Annotated in this window: 23 protein-coding genes; 6 read left to right on the forward strand and 17 right to left on the reverse strand. The window is 59.4% G+C overall.

Annotated elements, in window-relative coordinates; all coding sequences use genetic code 11:
* Nucleotides 1-15: 15 nt before the first annotated feature.
* On the forward strand, nt 16-1,713 hold the full coding sequence (locus HBN61_RS06880) for a putative bifunctional diguanylate cyclase/phosphodiesterase (protein ID WP_094994550.1): 1,698 nt from the start codon (nt 16-18) through the stop codon (nt 1,711-1,713).
* 4 nt (nt 1,714-1,717) lie between these two features.
* Here HBN61_RS06880 and HBN61_RS06885 read toward each other — a convergent pair whose 3' ends face one another.
* Nucleotides 1,718-2,461: a substrate-binding periplasmic protein gene (locus HBN61_RS06885; protein ID WP_094994549.1), complete on the reverse strand. Its 744-nt coding sequence runs from the start codon at nt 2,459-2,461 to the stop codon at nt 1,718-1,720.
* A 141-nt stretch (nt 2,462-2,602) separates the two neighbouring features.
* Between HBN61_RS06885 and dnaX the strand changes: the two genes are divergently transcribed.
* From dnaX to recR, 3 genes are all read left to right on the forward strand, one after another.
* Nucleotides 2,603-4,630: a DNA polymerase III subunit gamma/tau gene (dnaX, locus tag HBN61_RS06890; protein ID WP_170046407.1), complete on the forward strand. Its 2,028-nt coding sequence runs from the start codon at nt 2,603-2,605 to the stop codon at nt 4,628-4,630.
* 74 nt (nt 4,631-4,704) lie between these two features.
* A complete protein-coding gene (locus tag HBN61_RS06895; protein ID WP_017527493.1) occupies nt 4,705-5,043 on the forward strand; it encodes a YbaB/EbfC family nucleoid-associated protein in 339 nt (112 codons plus the stop codon).
* Between the two features lie 151 nt (nt 5,044-5,194).
* Nucleotides 5,195-5,797 carry a recombination mediator RecR gene (gene recR / locus HBN61_RS06900; protein WP_047275252.1) on the forward strand — a complete coding sequence of 201 codons (603 nt, stop codon included), beginning with the start codon at nt 5,195-5,197 and terminating at the stop codon, nt 5,795-5,797.
* Between the two features lie 43 nt (nt 5,798-5,840).
* Here recR and HBN61_RS06905 read toward each other — a convergent pair whose 3' ends face one another.
* Together HBN61_RS06905 and HBN61_RS06910 are read right to left on the reverse strand one after the other, a co-directional pair.
* The gene (locus HBN61_RS06905) at nt 5,841-6,386 is read right to left on the reverse strand and encodes an adenine phosphoribosyltransferase (RefSeq protein ID WP_170046408.1); all 546 of its coding nucleotides are present in this window, start codon (nt 6,384-6,386) and stop codon (nt 5,841-5,843) included.
* A gap of 47 nt (nt 6,387-6,433) precedes the next feature.
* Nucleotides 6,434-7,168, reverse strand: coding sequence for a fumarate/nitrate reduction transcriptional regulator Fnr (locus HBN61_RS06910; protein WP_094994546.1), 735 nt, complete (start codon nt 7,166-7,168; stop codon nt 6,434-6,436).
* Between the two features lie 158 nt (nt 7,169-7,326).
* On the opposite strand from HBN61_RS06910, the gene HBN61_RS06915 reads away from it, so the two are divergent.
* On the forward strand, nt 7,327-7,797 hold the full coding sequence (locus tag HBN61_RS06915; RefSeq protein WP_262373512.1) for a hypothetical protein: 471 nt from the start codon (nt 7,327-7,329) through the stop codon (nt 7,795-7,797).
* Here the strand turns inward: HBN61_RS06915 and hemN are convergent.
* The 14 genes from hemN to ccoN (HBN61_RS06985) all read right to left on the reverse strand — a co-directional run bounded on the left by hemN (nt 7,790) and on the right by ccoN (HBN61_RS06985) (nt 22,024).
* Nucleotides 7,790-9,172 carry an oxygen-independent coproporphyrinogen III oxidase gene (gene hemN / locus HBN61_RS06920; RefSeq protein ID WP_094994545.1) on the reverse strand — a complete coding sequence of 461 codons (1,383 nt, stop codon included), beginning with the start codon at nt 9,170-9,172 and terminating at the stop codon, nt 7,790-7,792. The two genes, HBN61_RS06915 and hemN, sit on opposite strands and share 8 nt — an antisense overlap.
* 183 nt (nt 9,173-9,355) lie before the next feature.
* Nucleotides 9,356-10,039, reverse strand: coding sequence for a sulfite exporter TauE/SafE family protein (locus HBN61_RS06925; protein ID WP_094994544.1), 684 nt, complete (start codon nt 10,037-10,039; stop codon nt 9,356-9,358).
* Nucleotides 10,032-10,262 (reverse strand): cbb3-type cytochrome oxidase assembly protein CcoS, encoded by a 231-nt coding sequence (ccoS, locus tag HBN61_RS06930; protein WP_094994543.1) that lies wholly within the window; start codon nt 10,260-10,262, stop codon nt 10,032-10,034. The genes HBN61_RS06925 and ccoS overlap by 8 nt, the downstream gene beginning before the upstream one ends.
* Before the next feature lie 20 nt (nt 10,263-10,282).
* Entirely contained in the window at nt 10,283-12,733 is a 2,451-nt protein-coding gene (locus tag HBN61_RS06935) for a heavy metal translocating P-type ATPase (RefSeq protein ID WP_170046409.1), read from the reverse strand.
* A gap of 104 nt (nt 12,734-12,837) precedes the next feature.
* The gene (locus HBN61_RS06940; protein WP_094994542.1) at nt 12,838-13,380 is read right to left on the reverse strand and encodes a FixH family protein; all 543 of its coding nucleotides are present in this window, start codon (nt 13,378-13,380) and stop codon (nt 12,838-12,840) included.
* A gap of 12 nt (nt 13,381-13,392) precedes the next feature.
* A complete protein-coding gene (gene ccoG, locus HBN61_RS06945; RefSeq protein WP_094994541.1) occupies nt 13,393-14,808 on the reverse strand; it encodes a cytochrome c oxidase accessory protein CcoG in 1,416 nt (471 codons plus the stop codon).
* Nucleotides 14,809-15,136: 328 nt separating this feature from the next.
* Nucleotides 15,137-16,114, reverse strand: a complete 978-nt coding sequence (ccoP, locus tag HBN61_RS06950) for a cytochrome-c oxidase, cbb3-type subunit III (protein ID WP_170046410.1) — start codon at nt 16,112-16,114, stop codon at nt 15,137-15,139.
* Nucleotides 16,111-16,302 (reverse strand): cbb3-type cytochrome oxidase subunit 3, encoded by a 192-nt coding sequence (locus HBN61_RS06955; protein WP_080960189.1) that lies wholly within the window; start codon nt 16,300-16,302, stop codon nt 16,111-16,113. Before HBN61_RS06955 ends, ccoP (HBN61_RS06950) begins: the two co-directional genes overlap by 4 nt.
* A gap of 5 nt (nt 16,303-16,307) precedes the next feature.
* Nucleotides 16,308-16,916, reverse strand: a complete 609-nt coding sequence (gene ccoO / locus HBN61_RS06960; protein WP_047275230.1) for a cytochrome-c oxidase, cbb3-type subunit II — start codon at nt 16,914-16,916, stop codon at nt 16,308-16,310.
* Nucleotides 16,916-18,358: a cytochrome-c oxidase, cbb3-type subunit I gene (gene ccoN / locus HBN61_RS06965; RefSeq protein WP_094994539.1), complete on the reverse strand. Its 1,443-nt coding sequence runs from the start codon at nt 18,356-18,358 to the stop codon at nt 16,916-16,918. Before ccoN (HBN61_RS06965) ends, ccoO (HBN61_RS06960) begins: the two co-directional genes overlap by 1 nt.
* Before the next feature lie 480 nt (nt 18,359-18,838).
* Nucleotides 18,839-19,777 carry a cytochrome-c oxidase, cbb3-type subunit III gene (gene ccoP / locus HBN61_RS06970; RefSeq protein ID WP_094994538.1) on the reverse strand — a complete coding sequence of 313 codons (939 nt, stop codon included), beginning with the start codon at nt 19,775-19,777 and terminating at the stop codon, nt 18,839-18,841.
* A complete protein-coding gene (locus HBN61_RS06975; RefSeq protein WP_094994567.1) occupies nt 19,774-19,965 on the reverse strand; it encodes a cbb3-type cytochrome oxidase subunit 3 in 192 nt (63 codons plus the stop codon). Before HBN61_RS06975 ends, ccoP (HBN61_RS06970) begins: the two co-directional genes overlap by 4 nt.
* Nucleotides 19,966-19,980: 15 nt before the next feature.
* Complete coding sequence (gene ccoO, locus HBN61_RS06980) at nt 19,981-20,589, reverse strand: cytochrome-c oxidase, cbb3-type subunit II (RefSeq protein ID WP_094994537.1); 609 nt, start codon at nt 20,587-20,589, stop codon at nt 19,981-19,983.
* Between the two features lie 10 nt (nt 20,590-20,599).
* Nucleotides 20,600-22,024, reverse strand: coding sequence for a cytochrome-c oxidase, cbb3-type subunit I (gene ccoN / locus HBN61_RS06985; RefSeq protein WP_047275220.1), 1,425 nt, complete (start codon nt 22,022-22,024; stop codon nt 20,600-20,602).
* A gap of 73 nt (nt 22,025-22,097) precedes the next feature.
* Between ccoN (HBN61_RS06985) and HBN61_RS06990 the strand changes: the two genes are divergently transcribed.
* Complete coding sequence (locus HBN61_RS06990; RefSeq protein ID WP_169964293.1) at nt 22,098-22,805, forward strand: alpha/beta family hydrolase; 708 nt, start codon at nt 22,098-22,100, stop codon at nt 22,803-22,805.
* Nucleotides 22,806-22,830 lie beyond the last annotated feature (25 nt).

The following is a 22,830-nucleotide window of genomic DNA, read 5'->3' on the forward strand; positions in this document are numbered from 1 at the left end:
GGCGTGAAGTGAATCATGGACGATATGTACCGCAAAGCTGTAGATGCTGCGGCGATCTTTTCTGAAACCGATTTAAGTGGGCGCATCACCTACGTCAACGAGCAATTCTGCGATGTGTCGGGCTACCCGCGTGAAGAGTTGCTGGGGGCCAATCACCGCATACTGAACTCGGGCTTTCACCCGCCCGAGTTCTTTGTGGGCATGTGGCGCACCATTGCCCGGGGGAAGGTCTGGAAAGGCGAGATCTGTAACCGGGGCAAAGATGGCACGGTCTACTGGGTGGACAGCACCATGGTGCCGCTGGTGGATGAGTCCACGGGGCAAGTGCGCAAATACCTGTCGATCCGTTTTGATGTCAGCGAAAAACGTCAGCTGCTACACACCCTGCAGTGGCGAGTGGGTCACGATGTATTGACCGGTTTGCCGAACCGCGCCTACTTGTCCGACTTGTTGAATCAGGCCCTTGCATCTTCGCGCGCCGAGGGTATTCCGTTGGCGGTGTGCATGCTCGACCTGGACGGCTTCAAGGCAGTCAATGATGGTTACGGGCATGCCAGTGGCGACCTGCTGCTGATCGAGGTGGCCAAACGCTTGAAAAGCATCATGCGCGGCGATGATGTCGTCGCGCGTCTGGCGGGGGACGAGTTTGTTTTGATCCTGCGCCATGTGCGGGATGCGGACGAGCTGCACGGGGCCATGCAGCGCGTGTTGACAGCCATTTCCCGGCCCTACACGGTGGGTGAAAACAGCCTCAGTGTGTGTGCCAGTATTGGTGTCACGCTGTATCCGCTGGACAACGAAGACGCCGACACATTATTGCGCCATGCCGATCAAGCCATGTACGTGGCCAAGCAAAGCGGGCGCAACCGCTATTACGTGTTCGATGTGCTCAAGGGGCGCGAGATCAAGGCCACCCACGAACAGGTCGAGCGGGTCCGCCAGGCGTTGGCGGCGGGTGAGCTGTGTTTGCACTACCAGCCCAAGGTCAACATGCGTACTGGCGAGGTATTGGGTTTTGAAGGTTTGTTGCGCTGGCATCACCCGAAGAAAGGGCTGATGGAGCCCTGCGATTTTTTACCGGTGGTCGAGCAGACCGACTTGATTATTGATATCGGAGAATGGGTAATCGATCAGGCGATCCGGCAAATGCACGAATGGCAGCGGGCTGGGGCGCACTGGTCGATCAGTGTCAACATTGCGGCCCGGCACTTTCAGCGGTCGGACTTCGTGGCGCGCCTCAAGGTGTTGCTGGGACGGTATGCGGACGTGCCACCCGAAAAGCTTGATCTCGAAATCATCGAGTCGGCGGCCATTGAAAACATGCAACATGTCAGTCAATGCCTCAAAGCGTGTCAGGCACTAGGTGTACGTTTTTCGCTGGACGATTTCGGAACAGGCTATTCCTCGCTGAGTTATCTCAAGCGCTTGCCGACCGAGACCATCAAGATCGACAAATCATTCGTGCGTGACATTCTCCACGATCAGGATGACTTGGCCCTGACCACGGCGGTCGTGGGGCTGGCGCGGGCGTTCGGGCGCAACGTGATCGCCGAAGGGCTGGAGAGCGAAGCGCAGGGTTGCTTGCTGATGGAGCTAGGCTGCGAAGTGGCGCAGGGCTATTTCATTGCCCGGCCCATGCCGATTCGCGAGGTGGCGAGCTGGGTGGCCGGTTTCGAGCCGCCAAGGGCGTGGTTGCAGCCAGCCTGCGCCTGAGCCGTCACAGCGGGGTGGGCGCGGTGTAGCGAGAAATGATGCGCTCAATCTCCCCGGATTGGCGCATGGCAGACAGGGTGTTGAGGATTTTTCCTGTGGGTAGCTGCGGATCGTCCCGCACCATGCAGCCGAGCCGTTGCTCCTGGACCAGCGCCACAGCGTGCAGTTGGTCAGCCGGCTGGAGGTCTTTGTTAATCCAGTCCACAGCCCATTGATTGCTTACCGCATAGTTGAAGCGTCCGATGATCAGCATTTGCAACACTTGATCCTGGCTGCGAGCGTCATCGCGCTGCAATTTGCCCGCATCAAACAAGGGTTGCAGTGAGGGGTAGGTGTAGCTGAGTACAGTGCCGACCGATTGCCGTTCCAGGGACTGCAGATCGACGGGGGCAGGGCGCTGACGCGTGCCCACCAGGACATCGCGTTGCTGGATCAGGGGCTCGCTCCACAAATATTGGTCGGCGTTCGGGCCGACCCATGAACGGCTGACAAAGCAACGCACATCCACTTCGCCATGGTCCATGGCGCTCTGAACCCGCGCACGGGGCAGTACTTGAAAGTGCGCCGGGTGTCCGACGTGCTGTGCCAGGCTTTGCATCACATCAAAGAGAATCCCTTCGGTGGGCTGGCCATTCTCGTGCCGCACCATGGGCATTGCCCAACTGTCCACGATGGCGAAGCGCAAGGGCGGTGGTTGGGCCTGGCAGGGTAATGCGGCCAGTAGCAGTATCCAGTGGGTCCAGCGCATACGGTCTCCGGCAGGGGCCAAAATGATAGAAATAGCCCGTCAGGCAGCAGCATAGCCAGATTAGACGGCCACATCGGATGCAATTTTGGCCTTGCTCCGCTAGCATTAGCGCCTTCCGCTTTTTAGACGCGACGGTTATCAATGAGTTATCAGGTTCTTGCACGTAAATGGCGTCCGCGCTCGTTCCGCGAAATGGTCGGCCAGACCCATGTGCTCAAGGCTCTGATCAACGCCCTGGACAGTCAGCGCTTGCACCACGCCTACCTTTTCACCGGTACCCGTGGCGTCGGCAAGACCACCATTGCGCGGATCATCGCCAAATGCCTGAACTGTGAAACAGGTATCACCTCGACCCCATGTGGCGAGTGTTCGGTGTGCCGCGAAATCGACGAAGGCCGTTTTGTCGACCTGATCGAAATCGATGCGGCCAGCCGCACCAAAGTCGAAGACACCCGCGAGCTGCTCGATAACGTGCAGTACGCGCCTAGCCGCGGGCGCTTCAAGGTCTACCTGATCGACGAAGTGCACATGCTCTCCAGCCATTCGTTCAATGCGCTGCTTAAAACCCTTGAAGAGCCGCCGCCCTACGTCAAGTTCATCCTGGCGACGACTGATCCGCAAAAGCTGCCGGCGACCATTTTGTCCCGCTGCCTGCAGTTCTCGCTCAAGAACATGACCCCGGAGCGTGTGGTCGAACACTTGAGCCATGTACTGAGTGTCGAAAACGTTCCGTTTGAAGACGATGCGCTGTGGCTGCTCGGCCGTGCGGCCGATGGGTCGATGCGCGATGCGATGAGCCTGACCGATCAGGCGATTGCGTTCGGTGAAGGTAAAGTGCTGGCCGCGGATGTGCGGGCCATGCTCGGTACGCTGGACCACGGTCAGGTATTTGACCTGCTCCACGCCTTGATTCAGGGCGATGCCAAAGCCTTGCTTGAGGCCGTGCGTCATTTGGCCGAGCAGGGGCCGGACTGGAATGGCGTGCTGTCGGAAATCCTCAACGTGTTCCACCGCGTGGCGATTGCCCAGGCATTGCCTGAGGGCGTAGACAATGGCCACGGCGACCGGGATCGGGTGTTGGCGCTGGCGCACGCGATGCCCGCCGAAGATGTGCAGTTTTATTACCAGATGGGCCTGATTGGCCGCCGTGATTTGCCCCTCGCGCCAGACCCGCGTGGCGGCTTTGAGATGGTGCTGCTGCGCATGCTGGCTTTCCGTCCTGCCGACACCGGGGACGCACCGAGTCAGCCGCTAAAGCCCGTGGGGATCAGCCAGGCCACAGTTGATTCCGTTCAATCCGTGGCGACGACCACCGAGGTGGCGCCGCAGCCCTTAGTGGTGCCTGTCCCGGAGGTTGCTCCGCAACCGACGCCTGCCCCCGCGCCTGCGGTTGCGGAAATCGATTTGCCGTGGAATGAGCCTGCTGTGCCGGTGGTTGAGCAGGAACCTGCCCCCGAGCCGGTGCTGGACACCGTCAGTGAGCCGCCAGCATTGCCACCGATGCCGTTGCCTACCCCGGACAGCGTTGTGCCCGACGCGCCGCAATGGACGTCCGCAGCGATCCCGGAGCCGACCGCCGAGCAAGTCGATGCGGCCCTTTCAGGCATGGACCGCGATGACGAGCCACCGCTGGATGAAGATTACATCGAGCCGGACATGGACTCGGCGGCCTATAGTTATCTGGACGAACTGGCCAGTGAGCATGCTGCCGAGCATGAGCCCGCGCCGGAGCCTGAACCGTTGCCAGCCGCGATGCCGGCAACAGGGCTGGCCCTTGAATGGCTGAACATGTTCCCCAACTTACCGGTATCGGGTATGACGGCGAGCATTGGTGCCAACTGCACATTGATCTCGGCTGAAGGGGATGAGTGGCTGCTGCACCTGGACCCGGCGCACAGTGCGTTGTTTAACGCGACCCAGCAGCGCCGCTTGAACGATGCCCTGAACCAGTACTTACAACGCACGGTTAAAGTCACCATCGAGCTGATCAAGCCCGAGCAGGAAACCCCGGCGCAAGCGGCCGCCCGCATGCGCGCCGAGCGTCAGCGTCTGGCGGAGGAGTCGATCCATGGCGATCCGTTGGTCCAGCAAATGATTCAACAGTTCGACGCATCCGTGCGCGACGATACGATTGAACCTGTCGACGTGGTCGAGCCCCAGGGTGTGTAACGGCGGATAAAAAATTTCAGCCCGTGGTCCAAGGCCATGGGCATCGTGTGCATAGACTATTTGAGGTGATTCCCATGATGAAAGGTGGCATGGCCGGCCTGATGAAGCAGGCGCAGCAGATGCAGGAAAAGATGGCCAAGATGCAAGAAGAACTGGCCAACGCAGAAGTTACCGGCAAGGCGGGTGGCGATATGGTGAGCGTGGTCATGACCGGGCGTCACGACATCAAGCGTGTCAGCATTGACCCAAGCTTGTTGGAAGGCGTGAGCGATGATGACCGCGAAGTGCTGGAAGACTTGTTCGCTGCGGCCGTCAACGACGCAGTTCGCAAGATCGAAGCCAACAGCCAGGACAAAATGAGCGGCGTGACCGCGGGCATGCAATTGCCACCGGGCATGAAGCTGCCGTTCTAAGGCGCTTTTGGAAAGCCGGGCTCCGCGCCCGGCTTTTTTTTGTCCGCTTTTTGTCGTCGCTGTCGCAGGCTGCGGGGGTGTCGAGAGAATTTGACGCTGCCTGACCGGGCGGGTATAAACCGCCTCTCGTTGTTTTGTCGGACTTTTCCCTATGAGCTTTAGCCCCCTGATTCGCCAACTGATTGATGCCTTGCGCACTTTGCCGGGCGTGGGCCAAAAGACCGCGCAGCGCATGGCTCTGCAGTTGCTGGAGCGTGACCGCAGTGGTGGCTCGCGTCTGGCGCTGGCGTTGAGTCAGGCGATGGAAGGCGTGGGGCATTGCCGGTTGTGCCGCACCCTGACCGAAGACGATCTGTGCCCGCAATGCGCGGACCTGCGTCGCGATGACACCCTGCTGTGTGTGGTGGAAGGCCCGATGGACGTCTATGCCGTGGAGCAAACGGGTTATCGCGGTCGTTACTTCGTGCTCAAGGGGCATTTGTCGCCGCTTGATGGCTTGGGGCCAGAGGCGATTGGCATTCCGCAGCTGATGGCGCGGATTGAATCGCAAGGCACCTTCACGGAAGTCATCCTGGCCACCAACCCGACGGTCGAAGGCGAGGCCACTGCGCATTACATCGCCCAGTTGTTGCACAGCAAAGGGTTGATCGCCTCGCGCATCGCCCACGGTGTACCGTTGGGTGGCGAGCTTGAATTGGTAGATGGCGGCACACTGGCGCATTCGTTCGCCGGGCGCAAACCTATCGCGCTGTGAGGCAATTGCCCTTGCTGCCGATCATGGCAACAAGGGCGACGCTTTATTCGGTCAGTGAAAACTCAGTCAGGCTGAAAGTCGAAATGCCGATGTCATTCAGACGCTTTGAGCCGCCCAACTCTGGCAGGTCAATAATGGCCGCCGCTTCAAAGACTGTTGCTCCCATGCGCCGTGCCAGATTGGCGGCAGCAATCAATGTGCCGCCTGTGGCAATCAGGTCATCCACGATCAGCAACGAATCGCCTTCGCACAAGCTGTCTGCGTGCGCCTCGAGAAACGCTTCGCCATATTCGGTCTGATAGCCTTCAGCGATCACATCCGCCGGCAGTTTGCCCTGCTTGCGAAACAGGATCAGGGGCTTGTTGAGCTGGTGAGCCAGCACCGATCCGATCAGAAACCCGCGTGCATCCATGGCGCCAATGTGGGTGAAGTTGGCTTCTACGTAGCGTTCGATAAACGAATCGGCAATCACGCGCATGGCGCGGGGGGATTGATACAGCGGGGTGATGTCGCGAAAAATCACGCCCGGCTTGGGAAAGTCAATGACCGGGCGGATCAGCGATTTTAAGCAGAAGTCGTTGAAGACCATGGTGTGGGAGTGTCCTGGCGTGCATTAAGCGCGCCAGTATAGCGGCTTTAGCCTTCCAGGGATCCGCCTGCCAGCGCGCACAGCTTGATTGGATCAAGGATGTGCACTTCCTTGCCCTCGGCGCTCAGCAATTTGTCAGTCTGCAAGCGCGTGAACACCCGCGAGACCGTTTCAACGGCCAGGCCCAGGTAGTTGCCGATTTCGTTGCGTGACATGCTCAGGCGGAATTGGTTGGGCGAGAACCCGCGAGCCCGGAAGCGGGCAGACAGGTTAACCAGGAACGTGGCAATACGTTCATCGGCGGTCTTTTTCGACAGCAAGAGCATCATTTGTTGATCGTCGCGGATTTCGCGGCTCATCACACGCATCAATTGACGACGCAGTTGAGGCAGTTGCAGCGCCAGTTCATCGAGACGCTCAAACGGAATCTCGCACACCGAAGTGGTTTCCAGCGCCTGTGCCGACACCGGATAGGCTTCGGTGTCCATGCCGGACAGGCCGACCAGTTCACTGGGCAAGTGGAAGCCCGTGATTTGCTCTTCGCCGCTGTCGCTCAAGCTGAATGTCTTGAGCGCGCCAGAACGTACTGCGTACACCGAGCCAAACGTATCGCCCTGGCGAAACAGGAACTCACCTTTTTTTAGGGGGCGGCCTCGCTTGACGATCTCATCCAGCGCGTCCATGTCTTCCAGATTCAATGAAAGTGGTAAGCACAGAGGCGCCAAACTGCAATCCTTGCAGTGAGCCTGGTTATGAGCGCGCAGTTTTACTGGCTCAGACATTTCTTTAATCCTTGTGGGAAAACACACATAAGTTACAAGGGTAACTCAGCACGGGAATCCAGACCAGTGCACCCTTTGTGGGCGTAGGTCTCAAGGAAGGCAGGATGTGGCCGATATAAAAGTTATCGTTGATAAAGGGAGCAGGGAAGATGTCGTCGATGGGTGGAGTAACCCTGGGTCAAAGTGGCATGTTGCATATCGCGGTGCCTGCGCAGAATGCACAGAACCCGAAAACGGCCGATAAAAACGCGACACTTGAAGTAGATGCCGCTGCGCCAGCCGAAGGCGTGTCGGTAACTATTTCCGGCGCTGCCCTCAAAGCAGCCGGTGCACAAAAGGCTAATAACAACGACATCGAAGACAGCGGCTTGCCCGATAACATTCAGAAGCTGCTGAAAATGATTCGCGAGGTCAAAAAACAGATCGCCGAGAAGCAGCAGCAACTGCAACAAGTGTTGACCAACAGCAGCCTGAGCCCGGAACAGGCCAAGGCTCAAGCGTCTGCGTTGCAGGGCGAGATTTCCAGCTTGACGGCCAGTCTGATCACGCTCAACGCCAGCCTGGCCAAGGCCATGAAAGATTTGAGCGGCGATGACGCGCTCAAGACCGCTTCGTTAGCCGCTAAATAACCCGCGAATAGCGCTGGCGGTTTTGCTGTTCCAGGTAGGCATCAAACACCATGCACACCGAGCGCACCAATAACCGCCCCGCGGGCAGAACAGTCAACTGGTCACTGTCCAGTGCGATGAGGCCGTCTTGCGCCATCTCTTCCAGTGCTGGCCACTGGGCCGCGAAATACCCCCTGAAGTCGATGTTGAACGCCTGTTCGATGCGCGCAAACGGCAGGTGCAGGTTGCAGATAATTTGCTGAATCACTTCGCGGCGAATCCGGTCATCCTGATTGCAGATCAACCCCCGGCTGGTGGCGAGCTGCGCACTGGCCAGCGTGTTCTGGTACTGCGCCAGATCGCTATTGTTCTGGCAGTACAGGTCGCCGATCTGGCTGATGGCCGAAACACCGAGCCCGATCAGGTCGCAATGACCGTGGGTGGTGTAGCCCTGAAAGTTGCGTTGCAGGGTGGCTTCTTCCTGCGCAATGGCCAGTTCGTCATCCGGCAGGGCGAAATGATCCATACCGATGTAGCGATAGCCGGCTTGGGTCAACTGCTCAATGGTGTGTTGCAGCATCAGCAACTTGTCGGCGGGTGAAGGCAAATCGCTTGCATTGATGCGGCGCTGTGGCATGAAACGTTCAGGCAAGTGCGCGTAGTTGAACACGGACAAGCGATCCGGCTGCAGGTTAATGACCTCTTCGACCGTGCGTGCGAACGCCTCGGGTGTCTGTTTGGGCAGGCCGTAGATCAAGTCGATATTGATCGAACGAAACTGCAGGGTACGCGCCGCGTCAATCACAGCGCGGGTCTCTTCCAGGCTTTGCAGGCGATTTACCGCGCGTTGTACCTGCGGGTCGAGGTCCTGCAGGCCGATACTGACCCGGTTAAACCCGAGTTCGCGCAACAGCCCCATGGTCGACCAGTCGGCCTCGCGCGGGTCGATCTCAATGCCGTAGTCGCCGGAGTCATCGTCCAGCAGGTTGAAATGCTGGCGCAACTTACCCATTAACTGGCGCAGTTCGTCATGGCTGAGGAACGTCGGGGTACCGCCGCCAAAGTGCAGTTGTTCAACCTTTTGCTTGGGGTCGAGGTGGCAGGCGATCTGTTGGATTTCCTGCTCCAGGCGTTGCAGATACGGCTGAGCGCGACCCCGGTCTTTGGTCACGACTTTGTTGCAGGCGCAGTAGTAGCAAATGTTCGCGCAGAACGGCACGTGCACATACAACGACAGAGGGCGCAACGCCTTGCGGCTTTCACGCAAGGCGTGCAGCAGGTCAAACGCGCTGACCTGGCTGTTGAACTGCATGGCGGTTGGATACGAGGTATAGCGCGGTCCGGCCATGTCGTAACGGCGAATTAAATCTGAGTCCCAACGAATGGCGTCGAGCATGCGGGTATCCCCCGGGATGGCTGGCAATGATCGCGAGTCTAGGGGGTGAGTCACTGCTGCATCTTGATTTGCATCAAGCGCTGTGGTTGCAAGGTTTTTCGTCGCGGTCCAGGCACGCGGCAGCGAAGGGGTATGAGGCGCACGCTTCCATTGCGGGTCGCGAGCGGCCTCGGTCGGCCCGGCTCAGTGCCCCATCAGCCAATGTTGATGGGGGCCGGGCAGGGTCCAGATGCCGAACAGGATTACCAGCACGCCGCCCGTCATGCGCACGCTGCGTTTGCGCAGCAGCGCCGTTACGCGCTCGGCCGCAAGCCCTGTGGCCAGCAACACCGGCCACGTACCAAGGCCAAATGCGAGCATCAACAGCGCGCTGTCGGTCGCGCTGCCCTGGCTGGCTGACCAGATCAGGGTGCTGTATACCAACCCGCACGGCAGCCAGCCCCACAGTGCGCCCAGCAGTAAAGCGCGCGGCATGCTCGATACCGGTAACAGTCGCGTCGCAATCGGCTGGATATGGCGCCACAGGCCGCGTCCCAGGCTTTCAATACGGGTCAGCCCGCTCCACCAGCCCGCCAGGTACAAGCCCATGCAAATCAGCAGCACCCCCGCCAGGAGGCGCATGAACAGCGCCGCCGGGCTGTTGGCCACGGCCCAGCCCGCGAGCCCGAGCAATAAACCGGCTGCGGCATAGCTGAGAATTCGACCGAGGTTGTAGGCCACCAGCAACCTGAAGCGTCGGCTGCGTTGTTCTTTTGGGATGGCCAGCGTCAACGCGCCCATTAATCCGCCGCACATCCCCAGGCAATGGCCACCGCCCAGCAGGCCGAGGATGACGGCTGAAACCAGCAGGGGCGCCAATTCAAGCATGGGGCGGCGCTTTTTGATCGTCGTCTTTGGAGGCGTCCGGGTGCAGGCCTTTGGCCTCGTCGACGGCGGCAGTGTGTTGCGGGTCCTGATCGTCAAACAGAATGCTGTGGGCTGGGCTGTCCAAATCGTCGTACTGGCCGCTGTCCACCGCCCAAAAGAAGATGTAAATGGCGACCCCGACAATCAGCAAGGCTGCGGGAATCATGACGTAAAGTGCTGGCATATGAACTCCGGACGGCCGTTTCAGACCGGCATCGGCTGAGGGTCGAGGGTCGGTTGCGGGCTGGCCTGCTTCGGCATGCGCGTCAGGCGCAAGGCGTTCAAGACCACGGTCAGTGAGCTGATGGACATGCCCACGGCGGCCCACACGGGGGTGATCCAGCCCAGCGCCGCAAAAGGTAGCATCAGGCCGTTGTACAGGCCTGCCCACAACAGGTTTTCGATGATAACCCGACGCGTGCGACGGGCAAGGCTGAACGCTTGCACCAATGCATCCAGCCGATTGGACAGCAGCACGGCATCTGCGCTGGTTTTGGCCAAATCGGTTGCTGATCCCATGGCCACGCTGATGTCGGCAGCAGCCAGCACCGGCACGTCGTTGACCCCGTCACCGAGCATCAACACTTTGCGGCCCTGGGCATGCAACTGCTGCAACACGTGCAATTTGTCGTCGGGGCGCAGGCCGCCCCGCGCTTCATCAATCCCCAGCTCGGCCGCCACACTGTCGACCATCGGTGAAGTATCGCCAGACAGCAGCAGCGTTCGCCAGCCCCGTGCCTTGCAGGCCGCCAGCAGAGCAGGGGCGTCAGCGCGCAGGCGGTCATCAAGGACGAACCAGGCCAGCGGGCCCTGAGCGTCCCCCAGCAGCAGCCATTGACCCGGCTCCTGCGGCATGTCCGGCAGGGTCGCTTGGCTCAGCTCACAGACAAACCCCGGTTGGCCAATGCGCAAACGCTGCACACCTACGCGCCCTTCAAGGCCCAGGCCGGGCGTGCTGTGCACGTCTTCTGCGGCGTGTGGCGCGCGGCCGAATGCGCGGGCAATCGGGTGTTCAGAGCGGTTTTCCAGCGCAGCGGCCAGCGCAAGGCATTGGTCGCTGTCCAGGTCACGCAGGGGGCGAATGGCCCGCAGCGCCAGACGGCCTTCGGTCAAGGTTCCGGTTTTGTCGAAGATCACCGTGTCAATTTGGTTCAACCCCTCGATCACGTGCCCGCGGGTCAGCAGCAGGCCCAATTTGTGCAAAGTGCCGGTGGCCGCTGTGAGGGCGGTGGGGGTGGCAAGCGAGAGGGCACACGGGCAGGTTGCTACCAGCATGGCCAGCACAATCCAGAATGCGCGGGAGGGGTCTAGCTGCCACCACAACACCCCGATGGCAGCCGCTGCGAGTAACGAGAACAGCAAAAACCATTGCGCGGCCTTGTCGGCAATTTCGGCCAGGCGCGGTTTTTCGCTTTGCGCGCGGTCGAGCAAGCGGACGATGGCCGACAGGCGCGTGTCCTGGCCCAAGGCCAGTACTTCGAGGGTCAGGGCGCCTTCGACGTTCAGCGTGCCCGCCGTAACCGCGTCGCCGGGACTGCGAGGCTGGGGCAGGTATTCGCCGGTCAGCAGTGATTCGTCGATACTCGATTGCCCGTCGAGGATCTTGCCATCGGCCGGCAAGATCGAACCGGGGTGCACCAGTACCTTGTCCCCGACCTTGAGTTCAGTCAGCAGGATGCGCTCGCTTTGCCCGTCACTGCTCAGGCGCAGGCACGAGGCGGGCAGCAGATTAACCAGTTGCGCGGTCGCGGCGGCGGTGCGCTCCCGGGCGCGACGTTCGAGGTAGCGCCCGGCCAGCAGGAACAGCGCAAACATGCCCACTGCGTCGAAATACAGTTCGCCGATGCCGGTAATGGCAGTCCAGATACCGGCGATGTAGGCACCGCCGATGGCCAGAGATACCGACACATCCATGGTCAGGTGCCGAGTACGCAGGTCACGCATGGCGCCTTTGAAAAACGGCGCGCAGCTGTAAAACACAATGGGGGTGGTCAGAAACAGTGCGACCCAGCGCAGGATAGTGTGCATCTCGGGGCTGAGGTCGATGTTGAATTCGGGCCAAGTTGCCATGGTAGCCATCATGGCCTGAAACCACAGCAATCCGGCGACGCCCAGTTGGCGCAAGGCCAGGCGGTTTTCACTGGCCAGTTGCTCGGTAGCGCGGTCGGCCTGATACGGGTGGGCCGCATAGCCGATGTGACGCAATTCGCTCAGCACATCACTGAGGGGCAGTTGGCTGTCGGCCCAGCGCACATGCAGGCGGTGATTGGACAGGTTCAGGCGTGCTTCGCTGACCGCCGGCAGGCGGCGCAGGTGTTTTTCAATCAACCAGCCACAAGCCGCGCAACTGATGCCTTCAATCAACAAAGTGGTTTCTGCCTGTTCCCCTTCGTGTCGCACAAAAGGCTGTTGCACGTCGGGACGGTCATACAGGGCCAGCTCTTCCACCAGTTGCACGGGTAGCGCTTCAGGGTTGGCAGAGGCTTCGCTGCGGTGCTGGTAATAACTTTCCAGGCCGCCAGCGACGATGGCTTCTGCCACGGCCTGGCAGCCGGGGCAGCAAAACTCGCGGGTCTCACCGAGAACGATTGCAGTGAATCGACTGCCAGGCGGAACGGGCAGGGCGCAGTGATAGCAGGGAACGGGAGTGGTCATGGCGGTCTGTCGCGAGGCTGTGCGCTGAACATACATCATTGCCCGCAAGGTCGACGGTGCAGGGTTCGCGTATCCCTGTGACGACGGCCCTGCAGGCAATGTGTTTACTGTTTGGAGTGGTCTTCAGCGCCTTGCAGGGGTTCGTCACCCAACAACAGGTCTTTGTCGTGACCGACTTCTTCTTCCTCAAACAGGCGCCAGGTCTTGCCGTCTTCGACGCCCAGCAGCTCGACGAAGCGACGACCTTCAACCTTGTCATCCAGCTGGCCGATGTAACGGCGCGGCTCCGACTCGCTCTGGGTCAGCAACACCTTGCGGTCTTTTTCAGGCTGGGTTGGCGAAATCAGGCTCAGTTCTAAGGTTTTCGGGTGGCTGTTGCCCTCAAGCAGCAGCACCACTTCACCGGTCATGCCATCCAGGTGCAACGTCGCCTTAAGGTTGAGGTTCTGGCCCAACAGCTCGCGGTCGAGCGAGCGGTTGATGCCTTTGCCCGCCTCGTAGTAGTTGTCATTGACCAGGTGGTCGGGGTTGTTCACCGCAATGGTGACCATCGACAGCGTGAGCGTCACCGAACAAGCCAGAATGGCAATGATGATCCACGGCCACAGATGCTTGTACCACGGGCTGTAGGGTTTTGGTGCTGGCATGGCAAGGCTCTCTTATCTGATTTGGGGGCCGATGAAGCGGCTCTTGGCTTTAACGTTGATGTCGCTGTTGTCCGCGTCCTTGAGAATGAAATACACCTCATTGGTGCTGGACGGCAGCGCTTCGGGGGCAATCGACAGCTCGACCGGCATGCTGACGATATCGCCGGCGGCTACCTTGATCTCGCGTTTGCCTTGCAGTTTCAGGTCCGGCAGGCCCGTGGCGTCGAGCACGTAGGTATGGTCGTGCTGGTCCTTGTTCATGATCTTCAGGCTGTACACGTTTTCAATCCGGCCCTCAGCGTTTTCGCGGTACAGCACGCGGTCTTTGCTGACATCAAACCCGACCAGGCTGCGGGTAAAGAAGGCGGCGGCGAGCAAGCCCATCATCGTCAGCAGCACCAGTGCATACCCGATCAGGCGAGGGCGCAGCTTGTGGGTTTTTTGCCCGGACAAGTTGTGTTCGGTCGTGTAGCTGATGAGGCCGCGCGGGTAGTTCATCTTGTCCATGATGCTGTCACAGGCGTCGATACAGGCCGCGCAGCCGATGCACTCGATCTGCAGGCCGTCACGGATGTCGATCCCCGTCGGGCACACCTGTACGCACATGGTGCAGTCGATACAGTCACCCAGCCCTTGCGCCTTGTAGTCCGCATCTTTCTTGCGCGGGCCGCGGACTTCACCGCGACGCGGGTCGTAGGACACGATCAGCGTGTCCTTGTCGAACATCACGCTCTGGAACCGCGCATACGGGCACATGTAAATGCACACTTGTTCGCGCAGCCACCCGGCATTGCCGTAGGTGGCGAGGGTAAAGAAGCCGACCCAGAAATACGCCCAGCCATCGGCCTGGCCGGTGAAGAAATCGATCACCAGCTCGCGAATGGGGGAGAAGTAGCCGACAAAGGTCATGCCGGTGACAAAGCCGATCAGCAGCCACAGGCTGTGCTTGCTGAGCTTGCGCACGAACTTGTTGGCGCTCATCGGCGCTTTGTCGAGTTTGATGCGCTGGTTGCGGTCACCTTCGGTGACTTTTTCGCACCACATGAAAACCCAGGTCCACACGCTCTGCGGGCAGGTATAGCCACACCACACACGCCCGGCGTACACAGTAATGAAGAACAGGCCGAAGGCGGCGACGATCAGCAGGCCCGACAGCAGGATGAAATCCTGTGGCCAGAAGGTGGCGCCAAAAATGAAGAATTTACGTTCCGGAAGGTTCCACCAGACAGCCTGGTGGCCGCCCCAGTTGAGCCAGACAGTGCCGAAGTACAGCAAAAACAGCACAGCCCCCCCGACCATTCGCAAATTGCGGAACAAACCGGTGAATGCGCGGGTGTAGATCTTTTCCCGGGCAGCATAGAGGTTGACGCTTTCAGGTGCCTTCTTGGCAGGTGGCGTTACATCGTGTACTGGAATCTGATTGCTCATTAGTGCGTCCCACGGCAGTGGAAAAATGCCGCGACCAGTGCGTGCCGGCCGCAGTCAGAAGGTGTTGCAGTGGCGCAATGATACGCCTGTGACTCTAGCTCAAGGGTGCGACCTTTGGTCGCGTTCCGAAAAAACAGAACTTGGTATAGCAGTTGTAACAAGTCATGACACAGATCAATTGACTTCAGTGTTTGGCTGCAGGCCGCAAAGCCCGTAGCACGTTTGGCCAGAGCGGTTTCATTGCGTTACGTCCAGTTTCTCATGGCGTAAAAAAGCCCCGCCAACACTGGGTGGCAGGGCTTTTTGTCAACGCGGTCAAACCACTGGGTTATTCAGCGGCCTTGGCGTCTTCACCGTGGGACAGGCTGTACACGTAAGCAGCCAGCAAATGAACCTTATCGTTCCCTTGCAGATCCGCTTGTGCAGGCATCTGGCCCTGACGGCCATAACGGATGGTCTGCTGCAGTTGAGCAAAGCTTGAACCGTAAATGAACGCGCCCGGGTGAGTCAGGTTGGGTGCGCCCATCAGCGGGTTGCCTTTGCCTTCCGGACCGTGACACACGGCACAGTTGGTGGCGAACAGCTCTTTGCCTTTGGCCGGATCAGCCTTGGCGCCTTCTGGCAGCTTGCGGCCGTCCAGTTGGGTCAGCACGTAAGCGGCTACGTCGCTAACGCCTTGCTCGCCGATGACGTCAGCCCAGCCCGGCATCACCGCGTGGCGGCCATCCATGATGGTGGTCTTGATCTCTTGCGGGCTACCGCCCCAGCGCCAGTCGGCGTCGGTCAGGTTAGGGAAGCCGTATGCACCCTTGGCATCGGAACCGTGGCACACCGAGCAGTTGGACGCGAACAAACGGCCGCCCATTTTCAGTGCTTGCGGATCTTTAGCGACTTCCTCAATGGGCATGGCAGCGAATTTGGCGAAGATCGGACCAAATTTGGCATCCGATTTGGCCATTTCCTTTTCCCACTCGTGAACCCCTGTCCAGCCTGTCTGACCATTGGCAAACGGCGTTTCCTTTTGCAGGTCGAGGTACTGGTAACCCGGCAACAGGCCTTTCCAGTTACCCAGACCCGGGTACAGCACCAGGTAGCCCAAGGCAAAAATCACGGTGCCCACAAACAGCATGAACCACCATTTCGGCATCGGGTTGTCGTACTCTTCAATCCCGTCGTAAGAGTGCCCAACTGTCTCGTCAGTCTGTTCGCTGCGTTGCCCCTTGCGGGTGGCCAGCAACAACCAGGTCAAGGCGAAGATGGTACCCAGAGTGAGGACTGTGACGTACAGACTCCAGAACGTAGTCATTCTTTGTTACTCCTAGAAGCTTGCTCTTGCTCGACGTGCTTGATGGCTTCGGGATCATCCTTGAACGGCAACAGGGTTGCGTCTTCAAACTCCGACTTGCGGCGCGGGCTGAACACCCACAGCGCCAAACCGATAAAAGCCACCATCACGACGACAGTGCCCAGGCCACGAATCATCCCGATATCCATCTAGATCACCGTTTGCTTTTGATGATGGTGCCCAAGCCCTGGAGGTATGCCACCAGTGCGTCCATTTCGGTTTTGCCCTTCACTGCATCCTTGGCACCGGCGATGTCTTCGTCGGTGTAAGGGACGCCGAGCGTGCGCAAGACTTCCATTTTTTTCGCGGTGTCCTTGCCGTCCAGCTTGCGCTCCACGAGGAACGGATACGCGGGCATGACCGATTCCGGCACCACGTTGCGCGGGTTGTACAAGTGCGCACGTTGCCAGTCATCGGAGTAACGGCCGCCGACACGGGCCAGGTCCGGCCCGGTGCGCTTGGAACCCCACAGGAACGGGTGGTCCCAGACGCTTTCCCCGGCGACGGAATAATGGCCGTAACGTTCGGTTTCAGCACGGAACGGGCGGATCATTTGCGAGTGGCACTGAACGCAACCGTTGGCGATGTAGATGTCGCGGCCTTCGAGTTCAAGTGCCGAGCGCGGCTTCATGCCTTCGACGGGCGTGTTGGTCACGTCCTGGAAGAACAGCGGAACGATTTGGGTCAAACCACCAATGCTCACGGCGATGACCATGAAGAAGGCCATCAGGCCGATGTTCTTCTCGACTGTTTCGTGCTTCATCAGTGGGCTCCAACGACAGCGATCTTGGTGGCTGCTTCAGCTTCTACCGGGTTCGAGGCGCGTACCGTGCGGAACACGTTGTAGGCCATGAACAGCATGCCGCTGGCGAAGAAAGCACCGCCGATGGCGCGAACGATATAGCCCGGATGGCTGGCTTGCAGCGCTTCGACGAACGAGTAGGTGAGGGTGCCGTCGTCGTTGATGGCGCGCCACATCAGGCCCTGGGTGATGCCGTTGACCCACATCGACGCGATGTACAGCACGGTACCGATCGTTGCCAGCCAGAAGTGGGTGTTGATCAGGCTGGTGCTGTACATGGCCTTTTGCCCATAGAGGCGCGGAATCATGTGGTACAGGGCGCCGATGGAGATCATCGCAACCCAGCCCAACGCGCCGGCGTGAACGTGGCCGATGGTCCAGTCGGTGTAGTGCGACAGCGAGTTGACGGTCTTGATGGCCATCATCGGGCCTTCGAACGTCGACATGCCGTAGAACGCCAGCGATACCACCAAAAAGCGCAGGATCGGGTCGGTGCGCAGCTTATGCCAGGCGCCCGACAGGGTCATCATGCCGTTGATCATGCCGCCCCAGCTCGGTGCCAGCAGGATGATCGACATGGCCATGCCCAGCGACTGGGCCCAGTCCGGCAGTGCGGTGTAGTGCAAGTGGTGCGGACCGGCCCAGATGTACAGGGTGATCAGTGCCCAGAAATGCACGATCGACAGGCGGTACGAGTAGATCGGACGCTCGGCCTGCTTGGGAACGAAGTAATACATCATCCCCAGAAAGCCGGTGGTCAGGAAGAAACCCACGGCATTGTGGCCATACCACCACTGGATCATGGCGTCGGTCGCACCGGCGTAAGCCGAGTAGGACTTGAAGAGCGTCACGGGCAGGGAGGCGTGGTTCACGATGTGCAGCATGGCCGTTACGATGATGAATGCACCGTAGAACCAGTTACCCACGTAGATATGCTTGGTTTTGCGCTTGGTAATGGTCCCGAAGAACACAATGCCGTAGACCACCCAAACGATGGCCAGCAGGATAGCCAAAGGCCATTCCAGCTCTGCGTATTCTTTGGTCGTGGTGTAACCCAGCGGCAACGTGATCAAGGCGCCGACGATCACCGCTTGCCAGCCCCAGAAGGTAAAGGAGGCGAGTGCATCGGAGATCAGACGCGTTTGGCAGGTGCGCTGCACGACGTAATAAGAGGTGGCGAACAATGCACAACCACCGAAGGCGAAAATCACCAGGTTGGTGTGCAAGGGACGCAGACGGCCGAAGGTCGTCCACTCAAGGCCAAGGTTCAATTCAGGCCACACAAGTTGTGAAGCGATGAAAACCCCGAGCCCCATGCCAAGGATCCCCCAGACCACCGTCATGATGGCGAACTGGCGGACTACCTTATAGTTATAAGCAGTCGGACTGATTGCTGTGCTCATTCTAAGGTTCCACGGTTTAGGTGTTTTATTAGGAGTAAAAATCGGGCGCAAGTATGTATAAAGCGTAGGGTTATTGCAACGCAGCATGACCTCGGTCAATGCTTTCCAACGCTGATTCTGCGCCCTTTCCACACGTGTCGTAGGGTTAAATTGCACGACGAAAATCAAACGCATGGAGCACGCAAGCGAAGGGGGGTGGGACGGACAAAACCGGGTGCGATTAAGGCAAGACGACATCATGGCGAAGACCACAATCGACGATAGCCGTTATAAACCCAACCGTGTGGCCAGAAACACTGCCCTTCAACTGACCGATTTTTTTCGCTTGACCTGAACCCGGCGCACGCCGAAGCACAGAATTAAGAGCTTAGTCCTGAATGGCGAGAGAGCAATGAGGGACTGCTGGGAGGTGCGACACTTGGTCGCGCATGAAGGCGGGAACTGCCGCACCAAAACGATGCGGCAGGAAATGTCCGGAAATTATTCCGCTGATTTTTCCTCTTGCTTACCGTGGGACAAGCTGAACACGTAGGCGGCCAGCAGTTGCACCTTGTCGTTGCCCAACAATTCGTTCTGCGCCGGCATATGACCCTGGCGGCCGTGACGAATGGTTTGCTGCAACTGAGCCAGGCTGGTGCCGTAGATGAAGGCGGCCGGCTGGGTCAGGTCAGGTGCACCCATGATCGGTGTGCCTTTACCGGTGGCCCCGTGGCACGCCACACACGTGGTGTCGAACGCTTGCTTGCCTGCGGCCAGATCCACCGTGGCGCCTTGCGGCAACGGCAGGCCTGCCAGGTCATGACGCACATAAGCGGCGACGTTCTTGACCCCGTCTTCGCCCAGCACTTCGCCCCAGGCGGGCATGGCGGCTATACGACCGCCCATGATGGTGGCCTTGATGGTGTCGGCATCGCCGCCCCAGCGCCATGAGTTGTCGGCCAGGTTAGGGAAGCCGAACGCACCCTTGGCATCCGAACCGTGGCACACCGAGCAGTTGGACGCGAACAGGCGACCGCCCATTTTCAGGGCTTGCGGGTCCTGAGCCACTTGCTCAACGGGCATGGCGGCGTACTTGGCGAAAATCGGGCCGAACTTGGCATCTGCCTTGTCCATTTCCTTTTGCCATTCGTTGACGCCGGTCCAGCCGTTTTCATACCCAGGCAACAGGCCTTTCCAGTTGCCCAGGCCGGGGTAGAGGATCAGGTAGCCGACGCCAAATACCAGTGTGCCGACGAACAACATGAACCACCATTGCGGCAGCGGGTTGTCGTATTCCTCAATGCCATCAAAGGCATGGCCCATGGTCTCGACGGTTTCGCCTTTGGTTTCACCCTTGCGCGTACCAACCAGCAGCCAGGTCAGGCCAATCAACGTGCCGATGGTCAGCACGCAGATATAGATACTCCAGAAGGTGGTCATGCTTTGTTACTCCTAGACGCTTGTTCTTGCTCGACGTGTTTGATGGCTTCTGGATCGTCCTTGAAAGGCAGTAAGGTCGCGTCTTCGAATTCCGACTTGCGCCGCGGGCTGAATACCCACAGCGCCAGGCCAATAAAGGCCACTGCCACCACGACAGTGCCCAGGCCGCGAATCATTCCACTACTCATCTCCAAGACCATGGCTCACCTCTTGCTCTTGATCGCAGTGCCGAGGCCCTGCAAGTAAGCCACCAATGCGTCCATTTCAGTCTTGCCCTTGACCGCATCCTTGGCACCGGCGATGTCTTCGTCGGTGTACGGCACGCCCATCATGCGCATCACTTCCAGTTTCTTGCGGGTATGGCTGTCATCGACCGGTGTGGCCACCAGCCATGGATAGGCAGGCATCTTCGACTCGGGCACGACGTTGCGCGGGTTGTACAAGTGCGCACGGTGCCAGTCATCGGAGTAGCGGGCGCCGACGCGGGCCAGGTCCGGACCGGTACGCTTGGAACCCCACAGGAACGGGTGATCCCAGACGCTTTCACCGGCTACCGAGTAGTGACCGTAACGTTCGGTCTCGGCACGGAACGGACGAATCATCTGCGAGTGGCACTGCACGCAGCCTTCGCGGATGTAAATGTCACGGCCTTCCAGTTGCAACGCGGTGTAAGGCTTCATGCCCTCCACCGGGGTGTTGGTCACGTCTTCAAAAAACAGCGGCACGATCTGCGTCAGACCGCCGACACTCACACACAGAATCATCAGCAACAGCATCAGGCCAATGTTCTTCTCTACGACTTCATGTTTCATGGCGAACTCCTCAGGCCATCTGCGCGGCGGCTACGACTTCAGCGGGCTCGGCGTTACGCACGGTGCGCCAAGTGTTGTAAGCCATCAGCAACATGCCGCTGAGGAAGATCGCACCACCGATCAGACGTACGACAAACCCCGGGTGGCTGGCCACCAGTGTTTCGACGAAGGAGTACGTCAGCGTGCCGTCTTCGTTGACTGCGCGCCACATCAGGCCTTGCGCGATGCCGTTGACCCACATCGACGCGATGTACAGCACGGTGCCGATGGTTGCCAGCCAGAAGTGGGCGTTGATCAGGCCCAGGCTGTACATCTGCGGGCGACCGAAGATTTTCGGGATCATGTGGTACAGGGCGCCGATCGAGATCATGGCGACCCAACCCAGCGCACCCGCGTGTACGTGGCCGATGGTCCAGTCGGTATAGTGGGAGAGGGCGTTGACGGTCTTGATGGCCATCATCGGGCCTTCGAAGGTCGACATGCCGTAGAACGCCAGCGATACCACCAAGAAGCGCAGAATCGGGTCGCTGCGCAACTTATGCCACGCCCCTGACAAGGTCATCATGCCGTTGATCATGCCGCCCCAGCTTGGCGCCAGCAGAATCAGCGACATCACCATGCCCAGCGACTGAGCCCAGTCCGGCAGTGCGGTGTAGTGCAAGTGGTGCGGACCGGCCCAGATGTACAGGGTGATCAGCGCCCAGAAGTGCACGATGGACAGGCGATAGGAGTAGATCGGACGTTCGGCTTGCTTCGGCACGAAGTAGTACATCATCCCCAGGAAGCCTGCCGTCAGGAAAAAGCCCACAGCGTTGTGGCCGTACCACCACTGGACCATGGCGTCAGTAGCGCCACCGTAGAGGGAGTAGGACTTGGTGAAGCTGACCGGGATTTCCAGGTTGTTGACGATGTGCAAAATTGCCACGGTGACGATGAACGCGCCGAAGAACCAGTTGCCCACGTAGATGTGCTTGGTCTTGCGCTTCATGATCGTGCCGAAGAAAACAATGGCGTAGGCGACCCAGACAATGGTGATCAAGATGTCGATCGGCCATTCCAGTTCGGCGTATTCCTTGGAACTGGTGAAGCCCAGCGGCAGGCTGATCGCGGCCAGCAAAATCACCAGCTGCCAACCCCAGAAGGTGAACGCCGCGATTTTTGGCGCGAATAAGGTCGCCTGGCAGGTGCGTTGCACCGAATAGAACGACGATGCGAACAGTGCGCAACCGCCGAAGGCGAAGATCACGGCATTGGTGTGCAATGGGCGCAGGCGCCCGAAACTGGTCCAAGGCAAATTGAAGTTAAGTTCAGGCCAGACCAACTGCGCGGCGAGAAAAACGCCGAGCCCCATACCGACGATGCCCCAAACCACCGTCATAATGGCAAATTGGCGGACCACCTTGTAGTTGTAGGCGGTACTTGTAGAAGTGTTCATGGTTCCCCATCCACGGATCAGGTGCGTGCAAACGCGCGCCTGGAGTTATAGGCAGACTAAAAGCGAGGCAAGCATGGGGGTAGCGGGTGATGTCGGTATTGACGGGGATCAATGGGCGCAGTGCGTGCAGGCGCGGGGCTGGCTATGGAATGGCGCGTCCACCGGTGGCTGTACGACCCTGATCCTGGCCCATGGCGCGGGCGCGCCAATGGACAGTCAGTGGATGAGTGAAATGGCTGAGCGCCTTGCCGTTCGCGGGGTTAACGTCCTTCGCTTCGAGTTCCCCTACATGGCGCAACGCAGGCTGGATGGTGGCAAAAGGCCTCCCAATCCACAGGCCAAACTGCTCGAATGCTGGCGTGAGGTTTTTAGCGAGGTGCGACGGCATGTCGCTGGGCCAATTGCCATCGGTGGCAAGTCCATGGGCGGACGCATGGCAAGCCTGGTGGTCGATGAGTTGGGCGCGGATGCGCTGGTGTGCCTGGGCTACCCGTTTTATGCCTCGGGCAAGCCCGAAAAACCGCGTGTTGCGCATTTGGCCGAGCTGAAAACCCCAACCCTGATCGTTCAAGGAGCGCGCGATGCCTTGGGCAATCGTGAAACGGTGCAGGGTTACACCCTGGCGCCGAGTATTGACGTGATGTGGTTGGCAGCGGGGGATCACGATTTGAAGCCGCTCAAGGCGTCGGGGTACACCCATGCGCACCATTTGGACGCTGCGGCAGACAGGATTGCGCACGGGTTGAAACCTGCCTGGTCGCTACCGGGCAACGCGAGATAGCGTCCGGTAGCGAGGCAGGGGCGGG

The organism is Pseudomonas sp. WS 5071, from assembly GCF_012985765.1.
GTDB classification, from domain to species: domain Bacteria; phylum Pseudomonadota; class Gammaproteobacteria; order Pseudomonadales; family Pseudomonadaceae; genus Aquipseudomonas; species Aquipseudomonas lundensis_A.

Bases quoted from the DNA above. Each gene is read 5' to 3' on its own strand.
- ccoG (WP_094994541.1), bottom strand. From the start codon at position 14,808: ATGAGCAATCAGATTCCAGTACACGATGTAACGCCACCTGCCAAGAAG.
- ccoN (WP_047275220.1), bottom strand. From the start codon at position 22,024: ATGAACACTTCTACAAGTACCGCCTACAACTACAAGGTGGTCCGCCAA.
- ccoO (WP_047275230.1), bottom strand. From the start codon at position 16,916: ATGAAGCACGAAACAGTCGAGAAGAACATCGGCCTGATGGCCTTCTTC.
- hemN (WP_094994545.1), bottom strand. From the start codon at position 9,172: ATGCTCGACGCCATTCGTTGGGACTCAGATTTAATTCGCCGTTACGAC.
- HBN61_RS06975 (WP_094994567.1), bottom strand. From the start codon at position 19,965: ATGAGTAGTGGAATGATTCGCGGCCTGGGCACTGTCGTGGTGGCAGTG.
- HBN61_RS06910 (WP_094994546.1), bottom strand. From the start codon at position 7,168: ATGTCTGAGCCAGTAAAACTGCGCGCTCATAACCAGGCTCACTGCAAG.
- ccoP (WP_094994538.1), bottom strand. From the start codon at position 19,777: ATGACCACCTTCTGGAGTATCTATATCTGCGTGCTGACCATCGGCACG.
- HBN61_RS06935 (WP_170046409.1), bottom strand. From the start codon at position 12,733: ATGACCACTCCCGTTCCCTGCTATCACTGCGCCCTGCCCGTTCCGCCT.
- HBN61_RS06915 (WP_262373512.1), top strand. From the start codon at position 7,327: ATGGGTGGAGTAACCCTGGGTCAAAGTGGCATGTTGCATATCGCGGTG.
- HBN61_RS06925 (WP_094994544.1), bottom strand. From the start codon at position 10,039: ATGCTTGAATTGGCGCCCCTGCTGGTTTCAGCCGTCATCCTCGGCCTG.
- ccoS (WP_094994543.1), bottom strand. From the start codon at position 10,262: ATGCCAGCACTTTACGTCATGATTCCCGCAGCCTTGCTGATTGTCGGG.
- HBN61_RS06990 (WP_169964293.1), top strand. From the start codon at position 22,098: ATGGGGGTAGCGGGTGATGTCGGTATTGACGGGGATCAATGGGCGCAG.
- HBN61_RS06905 (WP_170046408.1), bottom strand. From the start codon at position 6,386: ATGGTCTTCAACGACTTCTGCTTAAAATCGCTGATCCGCCCGGTCATT.
- recR (WP_047275252.1), top strand. From the start codon at position 5,195: ATGAGCTTTAGCCCCCTGATTCGCCAACTGATTGATGCCTTGCGCACT.
- HBN61_RS06895 (WP_017527493.1), top strand. From the start codon at position 4,705: ATGATGAAAGGTGGCATGGCCGGCCTGATGAAGCAGGCGCAGCAGATG.
- ccoP (WP_170046410.1), bottom strand. From the start codon at position 16,114: ATGACTACGTTCTGGAGTCTGTACGTCACAGTCCTCACTCTGGGTACC.
- HBN61_RS06940 (WP_094994542.1), bottom strand. From the start codon at position 13,380: ATGCCAGCACCAAAACCCTACAGCCCGTGGTACAAGCATCTGTGGCCG.
- HBN61_RS06955 (WP_080960189.1), bottom strand. From the start codon at position 16,302: ATGGATATCGGGATGATTCGTGGCCTGGGCACTGTCGTCGTGATGGTG.
- ccoN (WP_094994539.1), bottom strand. From the start codon at position 18,358: ATGAGCACAGCAATCAGTCCGACTGCTTATAACTATAAGGTAGTCCGC.
- HBN61_RS06880 (WP_094994550.1), top strand. From the start codon at position 16: ATGGACGATATGTACCGCAAAGCTGTAGATGCTGCGGCGATCTTTTCT.
- dnaX (WP_170046407.1), top strand. From the start codon at position 2,603: ATGAGTTATCAGGTTCTTGCACGTAAATGGCGTCCGCGCTCGTTCCGC.
- ccoO (WP_094994537.1), bottom strand. From the start codon at position 20,589: ATGAAACATGAAGTCGTAGAGAAGAACATTGGCCTGATGCTGTTGCTG.
- HBN61_RS06885 (WP_094994549.1), bottom strand. From the start codon at position 2,461: ATGCGCTGGACCCACTGGATACTGCTACTGGCCGCATTACCCTGCCAG.